Annotated in this window: 16 protein-coding genes; 8 read left to right on the top strand and 8 right to left on the bottom strand. The window is 68.3% G+C overall.

Translation table 11 applies throughout. The annotated features are described in order from the left end of the window. Positions 1-4: 4 nt before the first annotated feature. From LCHO_RS00820 to LCHO_RS00805, 4 genes are read right to left on the bottom strand one after another with little or no spacing between them, the layout of a single operon-like run. Entirely contained in the window at positions 5-610 is a 606-nt protein-coding gene (locus tag LCHO_RS00820) for a HutD/Ves family protein (RefSeq protein ID WP_012345201.1), read from the bottom strand. Next, a complete protein-coding gene (locus LCHO_RS00815; RefSeq protein WP_012345200.1) occupies positions 607-1,560 on the bottom strand; it encodes an electron transfer flavoprotein subunit alpha/FixB family protein in 954 nt (317 codons plus the stop codon). Before LCHO_RS00815 ends, LCHO_RS00820 begins: the two co-directional genes overlap by 4 nt. 11 nt (positions 1,561-1,571) lie before the next feature. Beyond that, positions 1,572-2,333 carry an electron transfer flavoprotein subunit beta/FixA family protein gene (locus tag LCHO_RS00810; RefSeq protein WP_012345199.1) on the bottom strand — a complete coding sequence of 254 codons (762 nt, stop codon included), beginning with the start codon at positions 2,331-2,333 and terminating at the stop codon, positions 1,572-1,574. 16 nt (positions 2,334-2,349) lie between these two features. Next, a complete protein-coding gene (locus tag LCHO_RS00805) occupies positions 2,350-3,534 on the bottom strand; it encodes an NAD(P)/FAD-dependent oxidoreductase (RefSeq protein ID WP_012345198.1) in 1,185 nt (394 codons plus the stop codon). Between the two features lie 149 nt (positions 3,535-3,683). Between LCHO_RS00805 and LCHO_RS00800 the strand changes: the two genes are divergently transcribed. The 6 genes from LCHO_RS00800 (at position 3,684) to LCHO_RS00775 (ending at position 11,508) form a co-directional block, all read left to right on the top strand. Next, positions 3,684-4,715, top strand: coding sequence for a LysR family transcriptional regulator (locus tag LCHO_RS00800; RefSeq protein ID WP_012345197.1), 1,032 nt, complete (start codon positions 3,684-3,686; stop codon positions 4,713-4,715). After that, complete coding sequence (gene hutG / locus LCHO_RS00795; protein ID WP_012345196.1) at positions 4,712-5,524, top strand: N-formylglutamate deformylase; 813 nt, start codon at positions 4,712-4,714, stop codon at positions 5,522-5,524. The genes LCHO_RS00800 and hutG overlap by 4 nt, the downstream gene beginning before the upstream one ends. Before the next feature lie 19 nt (positions 5,525-5,543). Next, on the top strand, positions 5,544-7,253 hold the full coding sequence (locus LCHO_RS00790) for an electron transfer flavoprotein-ubiquinone oxidoreductase (protein ID WP_012345195.1): 1,710 nt from the start codon (positions 5,544-5,546) through the stop codon (positions 7,251-7,253). Between the two features lie 154 nt (positions 7,254-7,407). Then, the gene (locus LCHO_RS00785) at positions 7,408-8,751 is read left to right on the top strand and encodes an ammonium transporter (RefSeq protein WP_012345194.1); all 1,344 of its coding nucleotides are present in this window, start codon (positions 7,408-7,410) and stop codon (positions 8,749-8,751) included. Between the two features lie 46 nt (positions 8,752-8,797). After that, entirely contained in the window at positions 8,798-9,136 is a 339-nt protein-coding gene (locus tag LCHO_RS00780; protein ID WP_012345193.1) for a P-II family nitrogen regulator, read from the top strand. Between the two features lie 89 nt (positions 9,137-9,225). Further along, positions 9,226-11,508 (top strand): trimethylamine N-oxide demethylase, encoded by a 2,283-nt coding sequence (locus LCHO_RS00775; RefSeq protein ID WP_223210484.1) that lies wholly within the window; start codon positions 9,226-9,228, stop codon positions 11,506-11,508. Positions 11,509-11,661: 153 nt separating this feature from the next. Here LCHO_RS00775 and LCHO_RS00770 read toward each other — a convergent pair whose 3' ends face one another. The 4 genes from LCHO_RS00770 to flhD all read right to left on the bottom strand — a co-directional run bounded on the left by LCHO_RS00770 (position 11,662) and on the right by flhD (position 15,477). Continuing rightward, positions 11,662-13,005, bottom strand: coding sequence for an NAD(P)-binding domain-containing protein (locus LCHO_RS00770; RefSeq protein ID WP_012345191.1), 1,344 nt, complete (start codon positions 13,003-13,005; stop codon positions 11,662-11,664). Positions 13,006-13,351: 346 nt separating this feature from the next. Next, positions 13,352-14,407, bottom strand: coding sequence for a 2-dehydropantoate 2-reductase (locus LCHO_RS00765; protein ID WP_012345190.1), 1,056 nt, complete (start codon positions 14,405-14,407; stop codon positions 13,352-13,354). 175 nt (positions 14,408-14,582) lie between these two features. Beyond that, positions 14,583-15,119, bottom strand: a complete 537-nt coding sequence (gene flhC / locus LCHO_RS00760; RefSeq protein WP_012345189.1) for a flagellar transcriptional regulator FlhC — start codon at positions 15,117-15,119, stop codon at positions 14,583-14,585. Positions 15,120-15,153: 34 nt separating this feature from the next. Next, positions 15,154-15,477: a flagellar transcriptional regulator FlhD gene (flhD, locus tag LCHO_RS00755; protein WP_012345188.1), complete on the bottom strand. Its 324-nt coding sequence runs from the start codon at positions 15,475-15,477 to the stop codon at positions 15,154-15,156. Positions 15,478-15,777: 300 nt separating this feature from the next. On the opposite strand from flhD, the gene LCHO_RS00750 reads away from it, so the two are divergent. Together LCHO_RS00750 and LCHO_RS00745 are read left to right on the top strand one after the other, a co-directional pair. After that, a complete protein-coding gene (locus LCHO_RS00750; RefSeq protein WP_012345187.1) occupies positions 15,778-16,296 on the top strand; it encodes a GlcG/HbpS family heme-binding protein in 519 nt (172 codons plus the stop codon). Between the two features lie 55 nt (positions 16,297-16,351). After that, positions 16,352-17,065, top strand: a complete 714-nt coding sequence (locus LCHO_RS00745; protein ID WP_012345186.1) for an ankyrin repeat domain-containing protein — start codon at positions 16,352-16,354, stop codon at positions 17,063-17,065.

Genomic DNA, 17,065 nt, shown 5'->3' with positions numbered 1-17,065 from the left:
GAACTCAGAAGAGCGCGGTGATGACCAGCAGGCTGCCGGGCTGGCACGGCGTCAGGCGCAAAAAGGCTGCGGGTGTGCGCAGATGCAGGCCGTCCCCACCGACCAGGTGCCCGGACTGCCCGTCCGGGCCGGCCAGCTCGAACGCGCCCCGCACGACCAGCACGAGCCAGTCGGCCACCTGCGCGGCCGCCTGGCCTTCGGGCACCAGCACCACCTGATCCTCGACGCTGCGCACCACGGCGCAGGCCGCACCGCGTCGCACCATCACGTTCCAGAGCCGGGTCGGCGAGGCCGGCGCCTCGCAGTGCCAGTCCTGTTCGCCGGGAAAGTGGACCTGGCTGCCGGGGCCGTCAAAGGTGAGTTGGCGTTGCGGCGCGACCAGGCGCAGGTCAGTGCCCTCGACCATCACGGCCGTGCGATCGATGCCCTCGAAGCGGGAAAACGGCCCGGCGGCTTCGATCTCGGCCACGCTGACGCGCCAGACGATGCCCGCGCCATCCTGGCGGCTGGCGACCGGGCGGGTCTGGCCGGCGCCGTTGCGCCAGGGTTCGGGCTGCAGATGGTCCAGCGCAAAGCGTCGCCAGCCCTGGCCACGACGCGGCGTGGTCATGCCACGACCTGCAAGGACGGCAAGGCCGCCTTCAGTGCCGGCAACACCTCGAACAGGTCGCCCACCAGGCCGATGTCGGCGACCGAGAAGATCGGCGCGTCGGGGTCCTTGTTGACGGCCACGATGACACCCGCGTCCTTGATGCCGGCCAAATGCTGGATCGCGCCCGAGATGCCGAATGCCAGGTAGACGTCGGGCGCGACGGTCTTGCCGGTCTGGCCGACCTGGATCGCGTTGGGCGCGAAGCCGGCATCGACCGCCGCGCGCGAGGCACCGACCGCGCCGCCCAGGTGATCGGCCAGCTGCTCGACCAGCTGCATGTGCGCCAGCGCGCCCACGCCACGCCCGGCCGCCACCACGACGCGGGCGCGGCTGAGCTCGGGGCGATCGCTGGCCAGTGCTTCACGGCGATCCAGGCGGGTGCGGGTGTCGGCGGCGACGGGCGCCACCGGCCGCACCGGGCAAGGGCTTTGAGCGTCCTGGGCGCAGGGCGCGAAGGCCGACGGGCGCACGGTCAGCAAGGCCTGTTCGGCGTCGATCGAGACGCGGGCCAGCACGCTGCCGGCGTACATCGGTCGGGTCAGGCGCTGGCGGGATTCGATCGCCAGGATGTCGGTCAGGAAGGCCGCCTTGAGGCGCGCCGCCACACGCGGCAAGGCGCCGCGGTAGAGCACCTGGTGCGCGGCCACGAGGGTGCGGTAGCCGGGCATCAGCACCTCGATCTGCCGCGCCAGGGTTTCGGCCGATGGCGTGGCAAACGCGGCTGCGTCGATCAGCAGCACCTGCGACACACCGTGCAGCGTGGCGGCCGCCTCGGCCACGGCGGTGCAGCCCTGGCCCAGCACCAGCATGTGCACCGGATCACCGAGCTGCTGCGCGGCGGTGAGCAGGCGCAACGTGGTGGCGTCGAGCTGCAGGGAGTCGTGTTCGGCAATGACGAGCGTGGTCATGATGGCGGGGCTCAAGCGGTGGGGGTCAGTGCGGGCAACTGCCGCAGGTGGTCGATCAGGCCCTGGACATCGGGCACCCGGACGCCGGCCGGCCGGTCGGGCGGTGTCGCAAAGCCCAGCACGCTGCAGCGCTCGGCGCCGCCTTCGGCTGGCGCGGCGAGCGGCAGCCGGGTGATGACGGCCTTCTTCGCCTTCATCATGTTGGGCAGCGTGATCGAGCGCGGATCGCACAGCCGCAGGTCGACGCCGAGCACCGCCGGCAGGGGCAGCGACCACAGCTCCAGCCCCTGGTCGCCGTCGCACGACACCCGCAAGCTGGCGCCGTCGATCTCGAGGCGGTTGACCGAGATCGCCTGCGGCCAGTCGAGCAACGCAGCCAGCATCGGCGCGGTGTCGCCCAGGTCGTCGTCGATCGCCTGCTTGCCGCACAGCACCAGGCCGATGCCGTCGCGGCGGACCAGCTCGGTCAGGGCGTCCAGCAGGGCCGGGCCGGCCGGCGAAGCGGTTTCGGTTTCCAGCAGCACGGCCGCATCGGCGCCCATCGCCAGGGCGGTGCGCAGCACGTCCTGACAGATCGCCGCGCCGCAGGCCACGACCGTGACGCGGGTCGCGAGGCCCGCTTCGCGCAGGCGCACGGCCTGCTCGACGGCGACTTCATCGAAGGGATTCATCGACATCTTGACGCCGCCGATGTCGAGCGCCGAGCCGTCGCTCTTGACCCGCACCTTGACGTTGTAGTCGACGACACGTTTGACGGGAACGAGGATGTGCATGGTGCTCACCTCGCGCTCAGGAGACCGCGCCCAGGCCGTACTTGCCGCTCAGCAAGTGGCCGCTGCGGAAACGCTCGTGTGCGTAGGGCGCGAGCGACACGTCGGTCGGCAGGCCCAGCGCCTCCTGCGCCAGCACGCGGCCGACACCGGGCGAGAGCTTGAAGCCGTGGCCGGAGAAGCCGTAGCCGACGATCAGCCCCGGCACGTCGGGCAGGCGGCCGAGCACCGGGTTCCAGTCGGGCGTGACGTCGTAGACGCCGGTCCACGACGAAGCCAGCCCCGCCTCGCCGAACGACGGGAAACGCTCGGCCACCTGGGCGCCGACCTCGACCACGTAGTCCATCGAGATGTCGCCCTGCTCGTTGTCGGGCTGCGCCAGCGTCTCGCCCACCGTGCCTTCGCTGACCAGCATCTGGTTACCGCCGTAGCTGCGGCAATAGAGCATGCCGGGCGAGCCCAGGTCCTTGAAGACCGGCATCTTGAAGCTGTAGGCCTCGGGGCCTTCGAGTGCCAGCACGGCGTGGCGCTCGGCCTTCACCGGGGTCGGCACGCCGGTCCAGCGTTCGATGTCACCGGCCCAGATGTTCTGGGTGCTGATGACGGTGGGGCTCAAGAACGTGCCCTGGCTCGTCTCCACGCCGACCACCCGGCCGCCGTCCATCAGCAGCCGCTCGACGTTGACGCCCTCCATGATCTTGACGCCCAGCCGGCGCGCCGCCCGCGCAAAACCCGTGGCCACCAGGTAGGCGTCGGCAAAACCCGCCTCGGGCTCGTAGCCGATCAGCGCGGCGTCGTCGAAGTGGGCGATCGGCAGCATCTCGCGCGCGGCGGCCGCGTCGATCAGCTGCACCTCGATGCCCATCGAGCGCTGGCCCTCCAGGGCCGCCCGCAGGGGCGCGAGCTTGGGGCCATCGGGCGAGCAGATCAGGTAGCCGCACTTGACCAGCCCGGCCGACATTTCCTCGTCGCCCAGGTAGCCGGCGAAGTCGTTGAAGACCGACCACGAACGCTTGGCCAGCTCGACGTTCTCGATCACCGAGTAGTGGGTGCGCAAGATGCCCGACGACTGGGTGCTGGTGCCCGAGCCGATCTGCAGCCGGTCGAGCACCAGCACCTTCTGGGCGCCCAAACGCGCGAGGTGGTAGGCGACCGAGCTGCCGATCACGCCGGCACCGATCACGATGGCGTCAAAGCTTTGCATGGGGAGTCTTTCTGGACGAGGGGTTGGCAATGGCAGCGAGCGTAGAAGTCGCCCCGCGCCACCCGATCAACTGAAGAAACTCTGATGCTATGGTTTGATGTTACTGATGCTGTCAGCGCAGTCGACCTCCGCCATCACCATCGCTGCCCATGCCGCCATCCGCCCCTGGCTCCCGCAACACCCGCAACGCCCGCCGCTCGCGCCGGCTGCCCGACCTGCACTCGCTCGAAGCCTTCGTGGCGGTGTGCGACTCGGGTTCGATGGTGATGGCCGCCCAGTTGCTGGGCCTGAGCCAGAGCGCCATCAGCCAGTCGATCAAGGCGCTGGAGACCGAACTCGAACTGCAGCTGTTCGACCGCGAGGTGCGCCCCGCCGTCACCACCCACGCCGGCCGCGCGCTGCGCGAGCGCGCCACCGAGCTGCTGACCCAGGCGCGCGCGATGGTCGACCAGGTGCGCGCCACCGCGCGCCATGAACACACGCATATCCACCTCGGCTGCGTCGACTCGTTCGCGGCCACCGTGGGGCCGCGGCTGATCCGCGCGATGTCGGGCTCGGCGCAGCAGATCCTGATGTGGTCCGGGCTGACGCCGATGCTGATCGAGCAGCTGCGCGGGCGCGAGCTGGACTTCGCGATCTGCACCGACGCGGCCATCGACGACCCGCGCATCGTGCCGCGGCTGCTGTGCTCCGAATCGTGGGTGGCGGTGTTCCCGCGCGCGCACCCGGTGCGCTCGCTGCAGTCGGCGCGTGAGCTGGCGGAGCTGCCCGGCAGCCTGCCGCTGATCCGCTACAGCCAGCGTTCGGTGATCGGCCAGCAGGTCGAGCGCTTCCTGCGCCATGTGGGCGTGCAGGCGCCGCGCAGCTACGAGTTCGACGCCACCGACCCGCTGCTGAGCCTGGTCGCATCCGGCCTGGGCTGGGCGCTGAGCACGCCGCTGTGCCTGTGGCAGTCGCGCCAGTATCTGGACGACGTGACCGTGCTGCCGCTGCCGCCCACCCGGCTCGGCCAGCGCCATTTCCACCTGCTGTCGCGCGAGGACGAATGGGCCGGCCTCGACCAGCGCATCGCCCGCGTCACCCGCGACGTGATCCGCCAGGAGACCGGCCCCGCCATCCGCCTGCGCATGCCCGCGCTGCCCGCCGACGCTCTTTTCTGTCCCGACGAGGAGACCTCATGAACACCGAAACCGCCATCTACTCGCTCAGCCAGGGCACCCTGCCGCTGCTGATCTCGATCCCGCACCTGGGCACCGAACTGCCGCCCGAGTTCGAGGCCGACATGCGCGATCCCGCGCCGCTGAAGCAGGACACCGACTGGCACCTCGACCACCTGTACGGCTTTGCCGCCAGCCTGGGCGCGTCGATCCTGAAGGCCAAGGTGTCGCGCTACGTGATCGACCTGAACCGCCCGCCCAGCGGCGAGAGCCTCTATCCGGGCCAGACCACCACCGGCCTGTGCCCGACCGAAACCTTTCGCGGCGAGCCGCTCTACGGCCGCGACGGATGGCCCGACGCCGCCGAGCAGGCCCGCCGCCTGAGCGGCTACTGGCAGCCCTATCACGACGCCCTGCGCGCCGAGCTGGACCGCCTCAAGGCCGCGCACGGCGCCGTGCTGCTGTGGGACGCGCACTCGATCGCCAGCGTGCTGCCGCGCCTGTTCGACGGCAAGCTACCCGACCTGAACTTCGGCACCGCCAGCGGCAGCAGCTGCACGCCCGCCATCATCGACAGCGTCGTCGAACTGGCCCGCGCATCGAGCTTCAGCCACGTGCTCAACGGCCGCTTCAAGGGCGGCTACATCACGCGCCATTACGGCTCACCCGACGACGGCATCCACGCCATCCAGCTGGAGATGGGCCAGGACCTCTACATGCGCGAAGAGCCGCCGTTCACCTACCTGGAACACAAGGCCACCACGGTGCAGCCGCTGCTGCAGAAGATGCTGCTGGCGGCACTCGACAGCCTGGCTCGCACCACAACGGCTTGAGACGGATCGGGTCATCGACATGGAAAGCACTTTGTCCGCTCAAGCGTTGATCGAACAGTTCGGCCCGCGCGAGGCGATGGAATACGACGTGGTGGTGGTGGGCGCCGGCCCGGCCGGCCTGGCCACCGCGATCCGCCTGAAACAGCTCGCCGCCGACAAGGGCCGCGAGGTCAGCGTCTGCGTGCTCGAGAAGGGTTCCGAGCCCGGCGCCCACATCCTCAGCGGTGCGGTGATGGATCCGATCGCGCTCGCCGAACTGTTCCCGGACTGGAAAGCGCGCGGCGCACCGCTGAACCAGCCGGTCACCGGTGACGACCTGCTGATCCTGAGCGAGACCGGCGCGCGCCGCACGCCCGACTGGCTGATGCCGCGCAACTTCCACAACCACGGCTGCCACGTGGTGCGCCTGGGCGCGGTCGCCAAGTGGCTGGGCGAGCAGGCCGAGGCGCTGGGCGTGGAGATCTTCCCCGGCTTTGCCGCCGCCGAGGTGCTCTACAACGACGACGGCAGCGTCAAGGGCGTGGCCACCGGCCACCTCGGCCTGGGCAAGGACGGCCAGCCGACCGACGGCTTCCAGCTCGGCATGGAACTGCACGCCAAGTACACCGTGTTCGCCGAAGGCGCGCGCGGCCACCTGGGCAAGCAGCTGATCGCGCGCTTCCAGCTCGATGCCGGCCGCGATCCGCAGAGCTACTCGATCGGCATCAAGGAACTGTGGGAGATCGATCCCGCCAAAGCCCAGCCCGGCCGCGTGGTGCACACCGCCGGCTGGCCGATCGCCGACGACACCTTCGGCGGCGGCTTTCTCTACCACCTCGAAGACAACAAGGTCACGCTCGGTTTCGTGGTCGGCCTGGACTACCAGAACCCGTGGATGTCGCCGTTCGAGGAGATGCAGCGCTGGAAATCGCACCCGGCCATCCGCGCCCACATCGAAGGCGGCAAGCGCATCGGCTACGGCGCGCGTGCCATCAACAACGGCAGCCCGCAGGCCTTGCCCAAGACGGTGTTCCCAGGTGGCGCGCTGGTGGGCTGCGACGCAGGCTACATGAACGCGGCGCGCATCAAGGGCAGCCACGCCGCGATCAAGAGCGGCATGCTGTGCGCCGAGGCCGTCTTCGAGGCGCTGGCCGCGGGCCGTGCCCATGACGAGCTGAGCGCGTATCCCCAAGCCTTCGAGGCCAGCTGGCTGCATGAAGAACTGCAGCAGAGCCGCAATTTCAAGCTCTGGTTCAAGAAGGGCCCGCTGATGGGCCAGCTGATGACCGGCGTCGAGCAGTGGCTGATGCCCAAGCTGGGCATCGCTTCGCCGCCGTGGACGCTGCACCGCGATCAGGCCGATCACACCGCCCTGAAGCCGGCCGCGCAGATGCCGCCGATCAGCTACCCCAAGCCCGATGGCAAGCTGACCTTCGACCGCCTGAGCAGCGTCTTCGTCTCCAGCACCAACCACGAAGAGAACCAGCCGGCGCACCTGACGCTGAAAGATCCGGGCGTGCCGGTGGCGATCAACCTCGCCACCTACGCGGGCCCCGAGAGCCGCTACTGCCCGGCCGGTGTCTACGAGTTCATCCAGAGCGACGACGGCAATGGACAGATGAGCGAGCGCCTGCAGATCAACGCCCAGAACTGCGTGCACTGCAAGACCTGCGACATCAAGGATCCGACACAGAACATCGTGTGGATCACGCCCGAGGGCGGCGGCGGGCCCAACTACGCGGGCATGTGAGCGCGCGCAAAGAGGCGCATGTCGGTGCATGCGGCGCGTGTTTCCGTGCAGACGCACTAGTTTCTTGCAGTGAATGTATTTTTCTCATCAAGAAACTCAGGCATGCCGCTTGCACAGCTCATGGCGTTCGCAACCGCACCATGGAGCTCTCCCCTTGAAACTGTTCCAAGCCCTGCGCTGGCTCGCCCCAGCCGCCCTGTCCGTCAGCCCCACCGCCCTCTGGGCCGAAGAAGCGACGGCAGCCGCAACCGCAGTCGCAGCGGTGGCTGCACCCGTGCTCAGCGCCGGTGACACCGCCTTCATCTTCGCCTGCTGCATCGCCGTCTGGCTGATGACCATCCCCGGCCTGGCGCTGTTCTACGGCGGCCTGGCGCGCACCAAGAACGTGTTGTCGATCCTGATGCAGGTCTTCACCGTGTCCTCGCTGATCACGGTGCTGTGGGCGCTCTACGGCTACACGCTGACCTTCACCGACGGCGGCTCGGCGCAGTCGTTCATCGGCGGGCTCGACAAGCTGTTCATGAAGGGCGTGGGGGCGGATGCGCTGCAGGGCACGATCCCCGAGCTGCTCTACTTCTTCTTCATGCTGCTGTTCGCGGCCATCACGCCCACCATCATCGTGGGCGCGTTTGCCGAGCGCATCAAGTTCTCGGCCGTGCTGGTCTTCATGGCGATCTGGTTCACCATCAACTACGTGCCGATGGCGCACATGGGCTGGGGTGGCGGCTGGGTCTTCAAGCTCGGGGCGCAGGACTTTGCCGGCGGCAACGTGGTGCACGTCAACGTCGGCATCGCCGCGCTGGTGGGCGCCTGGATGGTGGGCGCGCGCAAGGGTGCGGGCACGGGCGCCATGTCGCCGCACAACATGACCATGACCATGACCGGCGGCTCGATGCTGTGGGTCGGCTGGCTGGCCTTCTGCGGCGGTTGCGCGCTGGCGGCCAACGGCTTCGCGATGCTGGTGGTGGTCAACACGATGCTCGCCGCCGCTGCGGGCGCGATGTCGTGGGTGCTGGTGGAGTGGCTGCACCGCGGCCGCCCGAGCATGCTCGGTGCCGTCTCGGGTGCGATCGCCGGCCTGGTGGCGATCACGCCGGCCTGCGGTTTTGTCGGCCCGATGGGCGCGCTGGCGATCGGCGTGATCGTCTCGCCGATCTGCATCTGGGCAGTCGAGAAGCTCAAGCCGATGATCGGCCTCGATGACTCGTTCGACGTCTTCGGCGTGCATGGCGTGGGCGGCATCGTCGGCGGCATCCTGACCACGATCTTCGCGATGCCGAGCCTGGGTGGCCTGGGCTTTGCCGAAGGCCGCGACTTCGGCTCGCAGATGCAGGTGCAGCTGATGGTGATCGGCTTCAGCGTCGTCTATTCGGCCATCAGCAGCTGGATCGCCTTCAAGCTGACGTCCATCGTCTGCCGCGGCCTGCGCGTCGATGAAGACGAAGAAGACGAAGGTCTGGACCTGATCTCGCACGGCGAGCCGGGCTACAAGTACTGATCGCGCACCTCACGACTCAACCTCCTTTCATGCCAAGAAGCACACCATGAAACTCGTCACCGCCATCATCAAACCCTTCAAGCTCGACGAGGTGCGCCAGGCCCTGTCCGACATCGGCACCCAGGGCATCACCGTCACCGAGGTCAAGGGCTTCGGCCGCCAGAAAGGCCACACCGAGCTCTATCGCGGGGCCGAATACGTGGTCGACTTCCTGCCGAAGATCCGGATCGAAGCCGCGGTCGAGGACAGCGTGCTGGCACGCGTCATCGAGGCGATCGAGACCTCCGCGCGCACCGGCAAGATCGGCGACGGCAAGATCTTCGTGACCACGCTCGAAGAAGTCATCCGCATCCGCACCGGCGAAACCGGCAAAGAGGCGCTCTGATGGGCCTGCCGAGCGATGCCGCAATGCCGGGGCGTCGCCCGGTCGTAACGCGTGCGCGTGAACCCTCGCTGTTCGCACGCACGCCATCCTTGGAACGCTACAAGGTCGCCGGCGGCGGCCTCACGGTGATCGCGCTGGCCGCGGGCGATCAGCTGGAGGTGATCGATCCGGAAGGCCTGCAAGCCTGCGAACTGCAGGTCTGGGACGCCCAGGGCCGCGAGGCCCTGGCCGCACTCGGCCTGCGATCGAGCCCGGGCGCCGTTGCCATCGCCACGATGCTGCAGCGTGACAGCGCCTCGGTGCGCCCGGTGCGCACCGGGCTGCAGCGCCGCGGCATCGACTTGGCCGCGTTGCCATCGGCCTGCCAGCTCTGGCCGGCCGATGGCCTGGCCGGCCAGCGTCAGCGCTGCACCGCCACCGACGACGTGCTGGTGGTGGTCGCGGCACCGGGCCCGAGCGGCTCGGTGCACGCGCAAGACGCCCCCACCCCGTTGGCCCTGCACGTGCACCGCCACGCCACCCGCATCCTGCAGGCCGTACCCCTGCCCGCACCGCTGGGCGAGGTGGTCGACGAGTTCACCATCGCGCCCGGCACCGCGCGCAGCTACACCGTGTCGCCGGGCCAGTACATCCAGGTCATCGACGTGGCCGGGCGGCAGTGCTCGGACTTCGTCGCCTTCAACCGCCGGGCGCTGGAGCGCGGCATCGAGCAGGAGCTCGACCCGACCGTCACGCGCACGCTCAGCGGCCGCGCCTACCCGGGCCCCGGCCTGCACTCGCGTTTCTTCGACCGCCAGATGCAGCCGGTGCTCGAGGTGGTGCAAGACACCGTCGGCCGCCACGACACCTTCGGGCTGGCCTGCGCGGCGCGCTACTACGAGAGCATGGGCTACTTCGGCCATGCCAACTGCAGCGACAACCTGTCGGCCGCGCTGGCCGCGTATGGCGTGCAGGCGCGCCCGGGCTGGCCCGCGATCAACTTCTTCTACAACACCGGCGTCGACGCGCACGACCAGCTGACGATGGACGAACCCTGGTCGCGACCGGGCGACCACGTGCTGCTGCGCGCGCTCGACGAGATGGTCTGCGCCAACACCTCGTGTCCGGACGACATCGATCCGGCCAACGGCTGGATGCCCACCGACATCCACATCCGCATCTACGCCGCCCAGGAGCGTTTCAGCATGGCCATCGCGCACCGCGCCACCCCCGACGCCGAACCGGTGTTGACCCGCGAGAGCGGCTTCCACCCGGCCACCTCGGCGCTGACGCGCCAGTTCACCGAATACCGCGGCTGGTGGACACCGAGCCGCTACGACGGCCACGGCGCGATCGAGGAATACCACGCCTGCCGCGAGCGCGTGGCGGTGATGGACCTGTCGGCGCTGCGCAAGTTCGAGGTCATCGGCCCCGACGCCGAGGCGCTGATGCAGCACTGCCTGACACGCGACATCAAGAAGCTGGCGGTCGGCCAGGTGGTCTATTCGGCCATGTGCTATCCGCACGGCGGCATGCTCGACGACGGCACGCTGCTGCGCCTGGGCCCCGACAACTTCCGCTGGATCTGCGGCGAGGACTACGCCGGCATCTGGCTGCGCGAGCAGGCACAAAAACTCGGCATGAAGGTCTGGATCAAGTCGGCCAGCGACCACATCCACAACATCGCCGTACAGGGCCCGCGCTCGCGCGAACTACTGAGCCAGATGGTCAGCTCACCGGGCACGCAGCCCACGCTCGACAAGCTCGGCTGGTTCCGCTTCCTGGTCGGCCGGCTCGACGATCACAACGGCTGCCCGATCATGGTCTCGCGCACCGGCTACACCGGCGAGCTGGGCTACGAGGTCTGGTGCCACCCGAGCGACGCACCGCGCGTGTGGGCACGGATCTGGGAACTGGGTGCACCGCTCGGCCTGACACCGCTCGGGCTCGAAGCCCTCGACACGCTGCGCATCGAGGCGGGCCTGGTGTTCGCCGGCTACGAGTTCTGCGACCAGACCGATCCGTTCGAGGCCGGCATCGGCTTCTGCGTGCCGCTCAAGAGCAAGACCGACGACTTCATCGGCCGCGACGCGCTGATCGAACGCGCGGCTCACCCGCAGCGCAAGCTGGTCGGGCTGGTGCTCGACGGCAACGAGACCGCCGCGCATGGCGACGGCGTCTACATCGGCCACGCCCAGGTCGGCGTGATTACCAGCGCCACCCGCTCACCGCTGACGGGCCAGAACATCGCGCTGTGCCGCATCAGCGTGACCAGCGCGGCGCCGGGCACGCGGGTGGAAGTGGGCAAGCTCGACGGCCACCAGAAACGCCTGCCGGCCAGCGTGGGCCCGGCGATCTTCTACGACCCCGACAAGAGCCGCGTGCGCGCCTGAGCACCGTCGACCCGAGCCCTGCGGCGCGATCTGCGCCGCAGGGCTTTTTCTTGTCCGCAAAACAATCACTGACAAGAAGAAGGCCCGGTTCCGCAATTGCCATGCGGCACCGGGCCCGATTCAGGCCGGCAACATCAGGCCGGCCAGGTCGCTTCAGGGCTTGCCGAGATAGCTCTCGAGCGAATCGTCCAGCGCGTCTTTCCACGGCGTGTGGTGCGGTGGCGAAATGGTGCCGGTGATGGCCGAGCGATAGCTGTTGTTGCGAAAGCCCATGATGTCTTCCTTCTTGTGCTTCTTCCATTGGAAGAAGGCCTCGTTCATGCCTTCGATGTTGAGTGGCGGGTAGTCGGTCAATGCGGCCAGGCCGGCGGTGTATTCGCTCTGGTAGCGGATGGCGGCGTAATCGTCGGCCAGTGCTTCTTCTCGCTTGCGCCAATCGGCGCTTTCGGCCTGCATCGTCGCAAGGTCAGGCAATGGCAGGCGGCCCAGCATCACGTCGCGGGCATACCAGGCCTGCGCGTCGAACATGTTGAAGGTGTACCACTGGTCCTGCATGCCGACGTAGAAGAGCTGCGGGTTCTTCTCCCACACCACGCCGTTGTAGAGACCGAGCGGCCAGAGGCGGTTGCTGGTCTTCAGGCGCAGGTCGTCGCCCAGGAAGGGAAAGTGGTGCACATAGCCCGTGCAGAGGATGATCGCGTCGATGTGCTTGCTGCTGCCGTCGCGAAACAGTGCCGTGTGGCCATCGACCCGCTCCAGCAGCGGCACTTCGGACCAGTTGTCGGGCCAGTTGAAACCCATCGGCTTGGTGCGATGGCTGATGGTGATCGACCTGGCGCCGTATTTCCAGCACTGCGAGCCGATGTCCTCGGCCGAATAGCTGGTGCCGATCAGCAGCACGTCCTTGCCGGCGAATTCGCGCGCATCGCGGAAATCGTGCGCATGCAGCACCCGGCCATTGAAGCCCTCGAAGCCCGCGAAGGACGGCACATTGGGGGTCGAGAAATGCCCCGAGGCCACTACCACGTAATCGAAAAGCTCCGAATAGGTGCGGTCATTGACCAGGTCGTGCACGGTCACGGTGAATTGCGCACTCTCGGCGTCGAAGGTGACCTGACGCACGGCGGTGTTGAAGCGGATCCAGTCGCGCACGCCGGCCTTCTTGACGCGGCCCTCGATGTAGTCGAACAGCACGGCCCGCGGCGGGTACGAGGCGATCGGGCGACCGAAGTGTTCGTCGAAGCTGTAGTCCGCGAACTCCAGCCCCTCTTTCGGGCCGTTGGACCACAGGTAGCGGTACATCGAGCAATGCACCTGTTCGCCGTACTGGTCGAGGCCGGTGCGCCAGGTGTAGTTCCACAACCCGCCCCAGTTGCCCTGCTTCTCGAAGCAGACCACTTCGGGGATCTCGGCACCCTTGGCCGCTGCCGACTGGAACGCCCGCAACTGGGCCAGGCCAGAGGGACCCGCACCGATGACGGCGACACGCTTGTTCATGCACGTACTCCAAAAGAGTTAAACACAAGGAAACTTTAGTTCCTGTTGTGAAGCACGAGACATGCCAGCGGAATCGCCAGGAGCCACAGCTGTACGACTCACGATTCCAATTTTCAAAGGTAGTCGTAGTGGTAGGGCAGCCTTCTTTCTGTCGATAACTCGACAAACCTCTTTCAGATCAACAACTTGGCTCCAGGCAAACGTTGTGGGCGGACGTACTGGATGAAAAGGCATAACCCATCAACAACCACTGAAGGCGCATACAGCCTGTGGATAAGCCCACGGCTGTACGAATCTTCTCCACAGCGTTGTCACTTGACAGGCCGGCATCTGCCGGGGTCGATCGTCAGGTTCTGACGGGATACAAGCCGCGGCCCTGCGCCATCAGGCGCACCAAGCCCAGCAGCGCATCGGTGTGGGGGGTGTGCAGGCCCAGGTGCTGGCCGATCTCGCGCACCGCGCCGACCAGGCCGTCGATCTCCAGCGCGCGGCCGGCCTCCAGGTCCTGCAGCATCGAGGTCTTGAAGGCGCCCAGGCCGCGGGTGATGGCGTGGCGGTCGTCGGGCTGCTGGTCGATGTCGCAGCCGATGTGTCGTCCGATGGCCTGGGCCTCGGTCATCACGGCGCTGCAGAAGGCACGCACCAGCGGGTCGTCGAGGATGCGGTCGCACGTGACGCCGGTCAGCGCCGACACCGGGTTCATGGTCATGTTGCCCCACAGCTTGAACCAGATGTCGTGCTGGATGCGCTCGCTGCGGGTCACGGCAAAACCGGCCTCGGCGAGCAGCGCGGCGGTGGCATCGACACGCGGCGAAAGCCCGCCCGCGGGCTCGCCGATGATCAGGCTGTTGTGCCGCACGTTGGCGACCTCGCCCGGCCCCGGCGCGCTGGCGCTGACGTGCACCACGCAGCCCAGCACGTGGCGACCGGGGATGGCCGCAGCGATCACGCCGCCCGGGTCGACCGTGTCCAGCGCCAGCCCTTCGCAGGACCCCGGCAGGCCGTCGAAGAACCACCACGGCACGCCGTTCATGGCGACCAGCACGGTGGTGTGCGGCGCCAGCAGCGCACGCACAGCCGGCGCCACGGCGGCCAGCGCGGGGCCCTTGACGGCGAGGATCACCAGGTCCTGCGGACCGAGCGCAGCCGGGTCGTCGCTGGCGTGCAAGGGCACGTGCACGGGGCCTGCCGCCTCCTGCAGGACCAGCCCCTGCGCCTGCAGCGCGCGCAGGGTGTCGCCGCGTGCCAATGCCGACAGCCGGATGCGCCCGGCCGGCAGGCGCGAGCCCAGCCAGCCGGCGAACACGCCGCCGATGGCGCCCACGCCGACCACCGCAACGCGCACCTGCGCGTCCGGTTCGTCAGCGCTGACGCGGGCGGGTTCTACCAAGGCGTGTGTCATGTCGTTGCTCCTCTTCCGGGTGGTCAGATGAGGCGCAACGATAACGAGACCGACAGGCATCACGCAGTCGGTGCTGGTGCCGTTCGATGTCTGCACGTCCGGGCACATCTGCGCGTGCAGATGCCGGGCGTGAATCAACCGGAGGATCCCGGCGAACGGTCTTTGAAAGACGGCTTCAGTGCAGCTGCAGGCCGCCGCTGGCCTTGCCCTTGCCGGCCCGCGCCGGCGGGTTGCAAAGGCCGCACACGTAGTGCTTGGCGATCTCGTGCGGGTGGGTCACGAAGTGGCCGCCGCACTTGGAGCAGGCGGTCATCGTGAGCATGCCGTTGTCGACGAACTTGACCAGCCGCCAGGCACGGGTCACCGACAACAGGGGCTCGAGACCCTGCGATTGCGTCTGCTCGAGGTAGAGCTGGTAGGCCTTGATGACGGTGTCGATCTCGTCCATCTCGGCGACCTTGTTGAGGTACTCATGCGTGTTCAGGAACAGGCTGGCGTGGATGTTGGGCTGCCAGGTCATGAACCAGTCGGTCGAGAACGGCAGCTGACCCTTGCTCGGCGACTTGCCGGCGACTTCCTTGTACAGGCGCAGCAGGCGCTCGTAGGACAGGTCGGTCTCCGACTCCAGCACCTGCAGGCGGGCGCCGAGCTTGATCAGCGTCACGGCGCGATCGATCTGCTTGGCTTCGGTCAGGATGCTCTTGGCTCGCATGATGTTGTCTCGTCAGGTCGGTGTTGCGGCGGTTTCAGGCCGCTTCGTGATGGCGGCCGGCCATCAGGATGCTGGCGTGCAGGCGCGAGATGCCGTCGTTGGCGGCGCTCTTGCCGTGGTTGGTGAGCAGGCCCCAGACCAGGTCGTCGTCGACGCGCATGCGGCACAGCAACGTGTTGCTCGAGGCGATCTTCATGATCTGCGACGGCGACAGGGTGTCGAGGATGGCGGCGCTTTCTTCCGAAATACCCAGGCGGAACAGGGCTTGTTCGCGGTCTGCCCGGATCAGGCTCTGAGCGAGCATCAGGTAGGACAGGTTGGCTTCGCGGATTTCGGCAAGGATCTGTTCGGTGTTCATGGCGGGCTCCTGGCGGGGTGTGTTGCGGTTGCGTTTCAACTTGAGATGAAGTGTGAACCGTCGAACTGGCTTGCAACATCAGGTCACTTCTGCCGCTTGAGTCCTTCTTTTTCCATGCAGCTTGTCAGGCAACTTCCTACGTAGTTGCAGCGGCAGCGTTGCCGTCGTCGCGTCCGGCGTCGTTTCCGTAGTTCTACGCACGCCCGCCCGTAGCCACGCGCATGGCGCCGCGCGACCCGGTTTCCTACAGTGACGCCATGGCCTCGACACCCGGGGCCGCCACACGAAGGAAACCTCGCCATGTCGCTGCGCACCCCCGTTCTCGTTCTCGCCACGCTTGCTGCGCTGGGCTCGACCAGCCTGGCCGCGCAGGCCCAGTCGGCCGCTGCACCGGCGGTGCGCACCGAGCGCAACATCGGCCTCGAGCTGGCCAACCAGATCGCCGCCGGCGCGGTCGCCAGCTGTTCGGCGGCGGGCTACAACGTCACCGCCACGGTGGTCGACCGCGCCGGTGGCGTGCGGGCGGTGCAACGCGCCGACAACGCCGGCGCGCACACGCTCGAAGCCAGCCGCCTGAAGGCCTACACCTCGGCCTCGGCGAAGAACGCCACGCTGGCGATGATGGAAGGCGCGCAGAAGAACCCGGCCGCCGCCAACCTGGTCCACATCCCCGGCTTCCTGCTGCTCGGCGGCGGCGTGCCGGTGAAGGTGGGCAACGAGGTGATCGGCGCGGTCGGCGTCGGCGGTGCGCCCGGTGGCCATCTCGACGAGCAGTGCGCCGTCGCCGCGCTCGACAAGGTCAAGGACCAGCTGAAGTGAGCGCGTGACGGGCTCACGTGGTGAGCCTGTCGTCCAACCCGACCGGAGCCCGTTCATGCGACATCCGAATCTGACCGATCGCGCGCTGCTGGCCGCTCTGGCGGCGCTGCTGGGCGCCATGCCCGCAGCGGCGCAGGTCGGCCCCGCCGAGGCCGAGATCGCCGCCTACGCGCGCTCGGCCGAAACCGCCTTGCACGCCGCCGCGCAGCGCGGCGACCTGCCGGCCTTGCGTGCGCTGCTGGCGCGGCCCGATGCGGCCGTGCGCATCAAGGCGCGTGACGGCCACGGCCGCACCGCGCTGCATGTGGCCACCTTCGCGCGCCAGCGCGAGGCGATCCGCCTGCTGGCCGGCGCCGGCACCGATCTCGGCGCGCTCGAGAACGACCGCTACGACGCCGTCACCATCGCCGCGGTGGCCGATGACGAGACCACGCTGCGCGTGCTGCTCGAACTCGGCGCCAGCGCGAAGCTCGTCACCAGCCGCTACGACGGCACCGCGCTGATCGCGGCGGCGCACCTCGGCCACGACGGCGTGGTGCGCCAGCTGATCGCCGCCGGTGCGCCGCTCGACCACGTCAACAACCTGCACTGGACGGCGCTGATCGAGGCCGTCGTGCTGGGTGACGGCGGGCCGCGCCACCAGGCCACCGTGCGCGCGCTGGTCGAGGCCGGCGCCGATCGCAGCCTGAAGGACCGGCACGGCCGCACGGCGCTCGAACTCGCGCGTGAGCGCGGCTACGCCGAGCTGGTGCGTCTGCTCGGCGCGTGA

This window comes from Leptothrix cholodnii SP-6 (genome assembly GCF_000019785.1).
In the GTDB taxonomy this organism is placed as follows: Bacteria; Pseudomonadota; Gammaproteobacteria; order Burkholderiales; family Burkholderiaceae_C; genus Sphaerotilus; species Sphaerotilus cholodnii.
The sequence above is the reverse complement of the archived record's forward strand: the minus strand, read 5'-3'. Positions and strand labels throughout refer to the sequence as shown.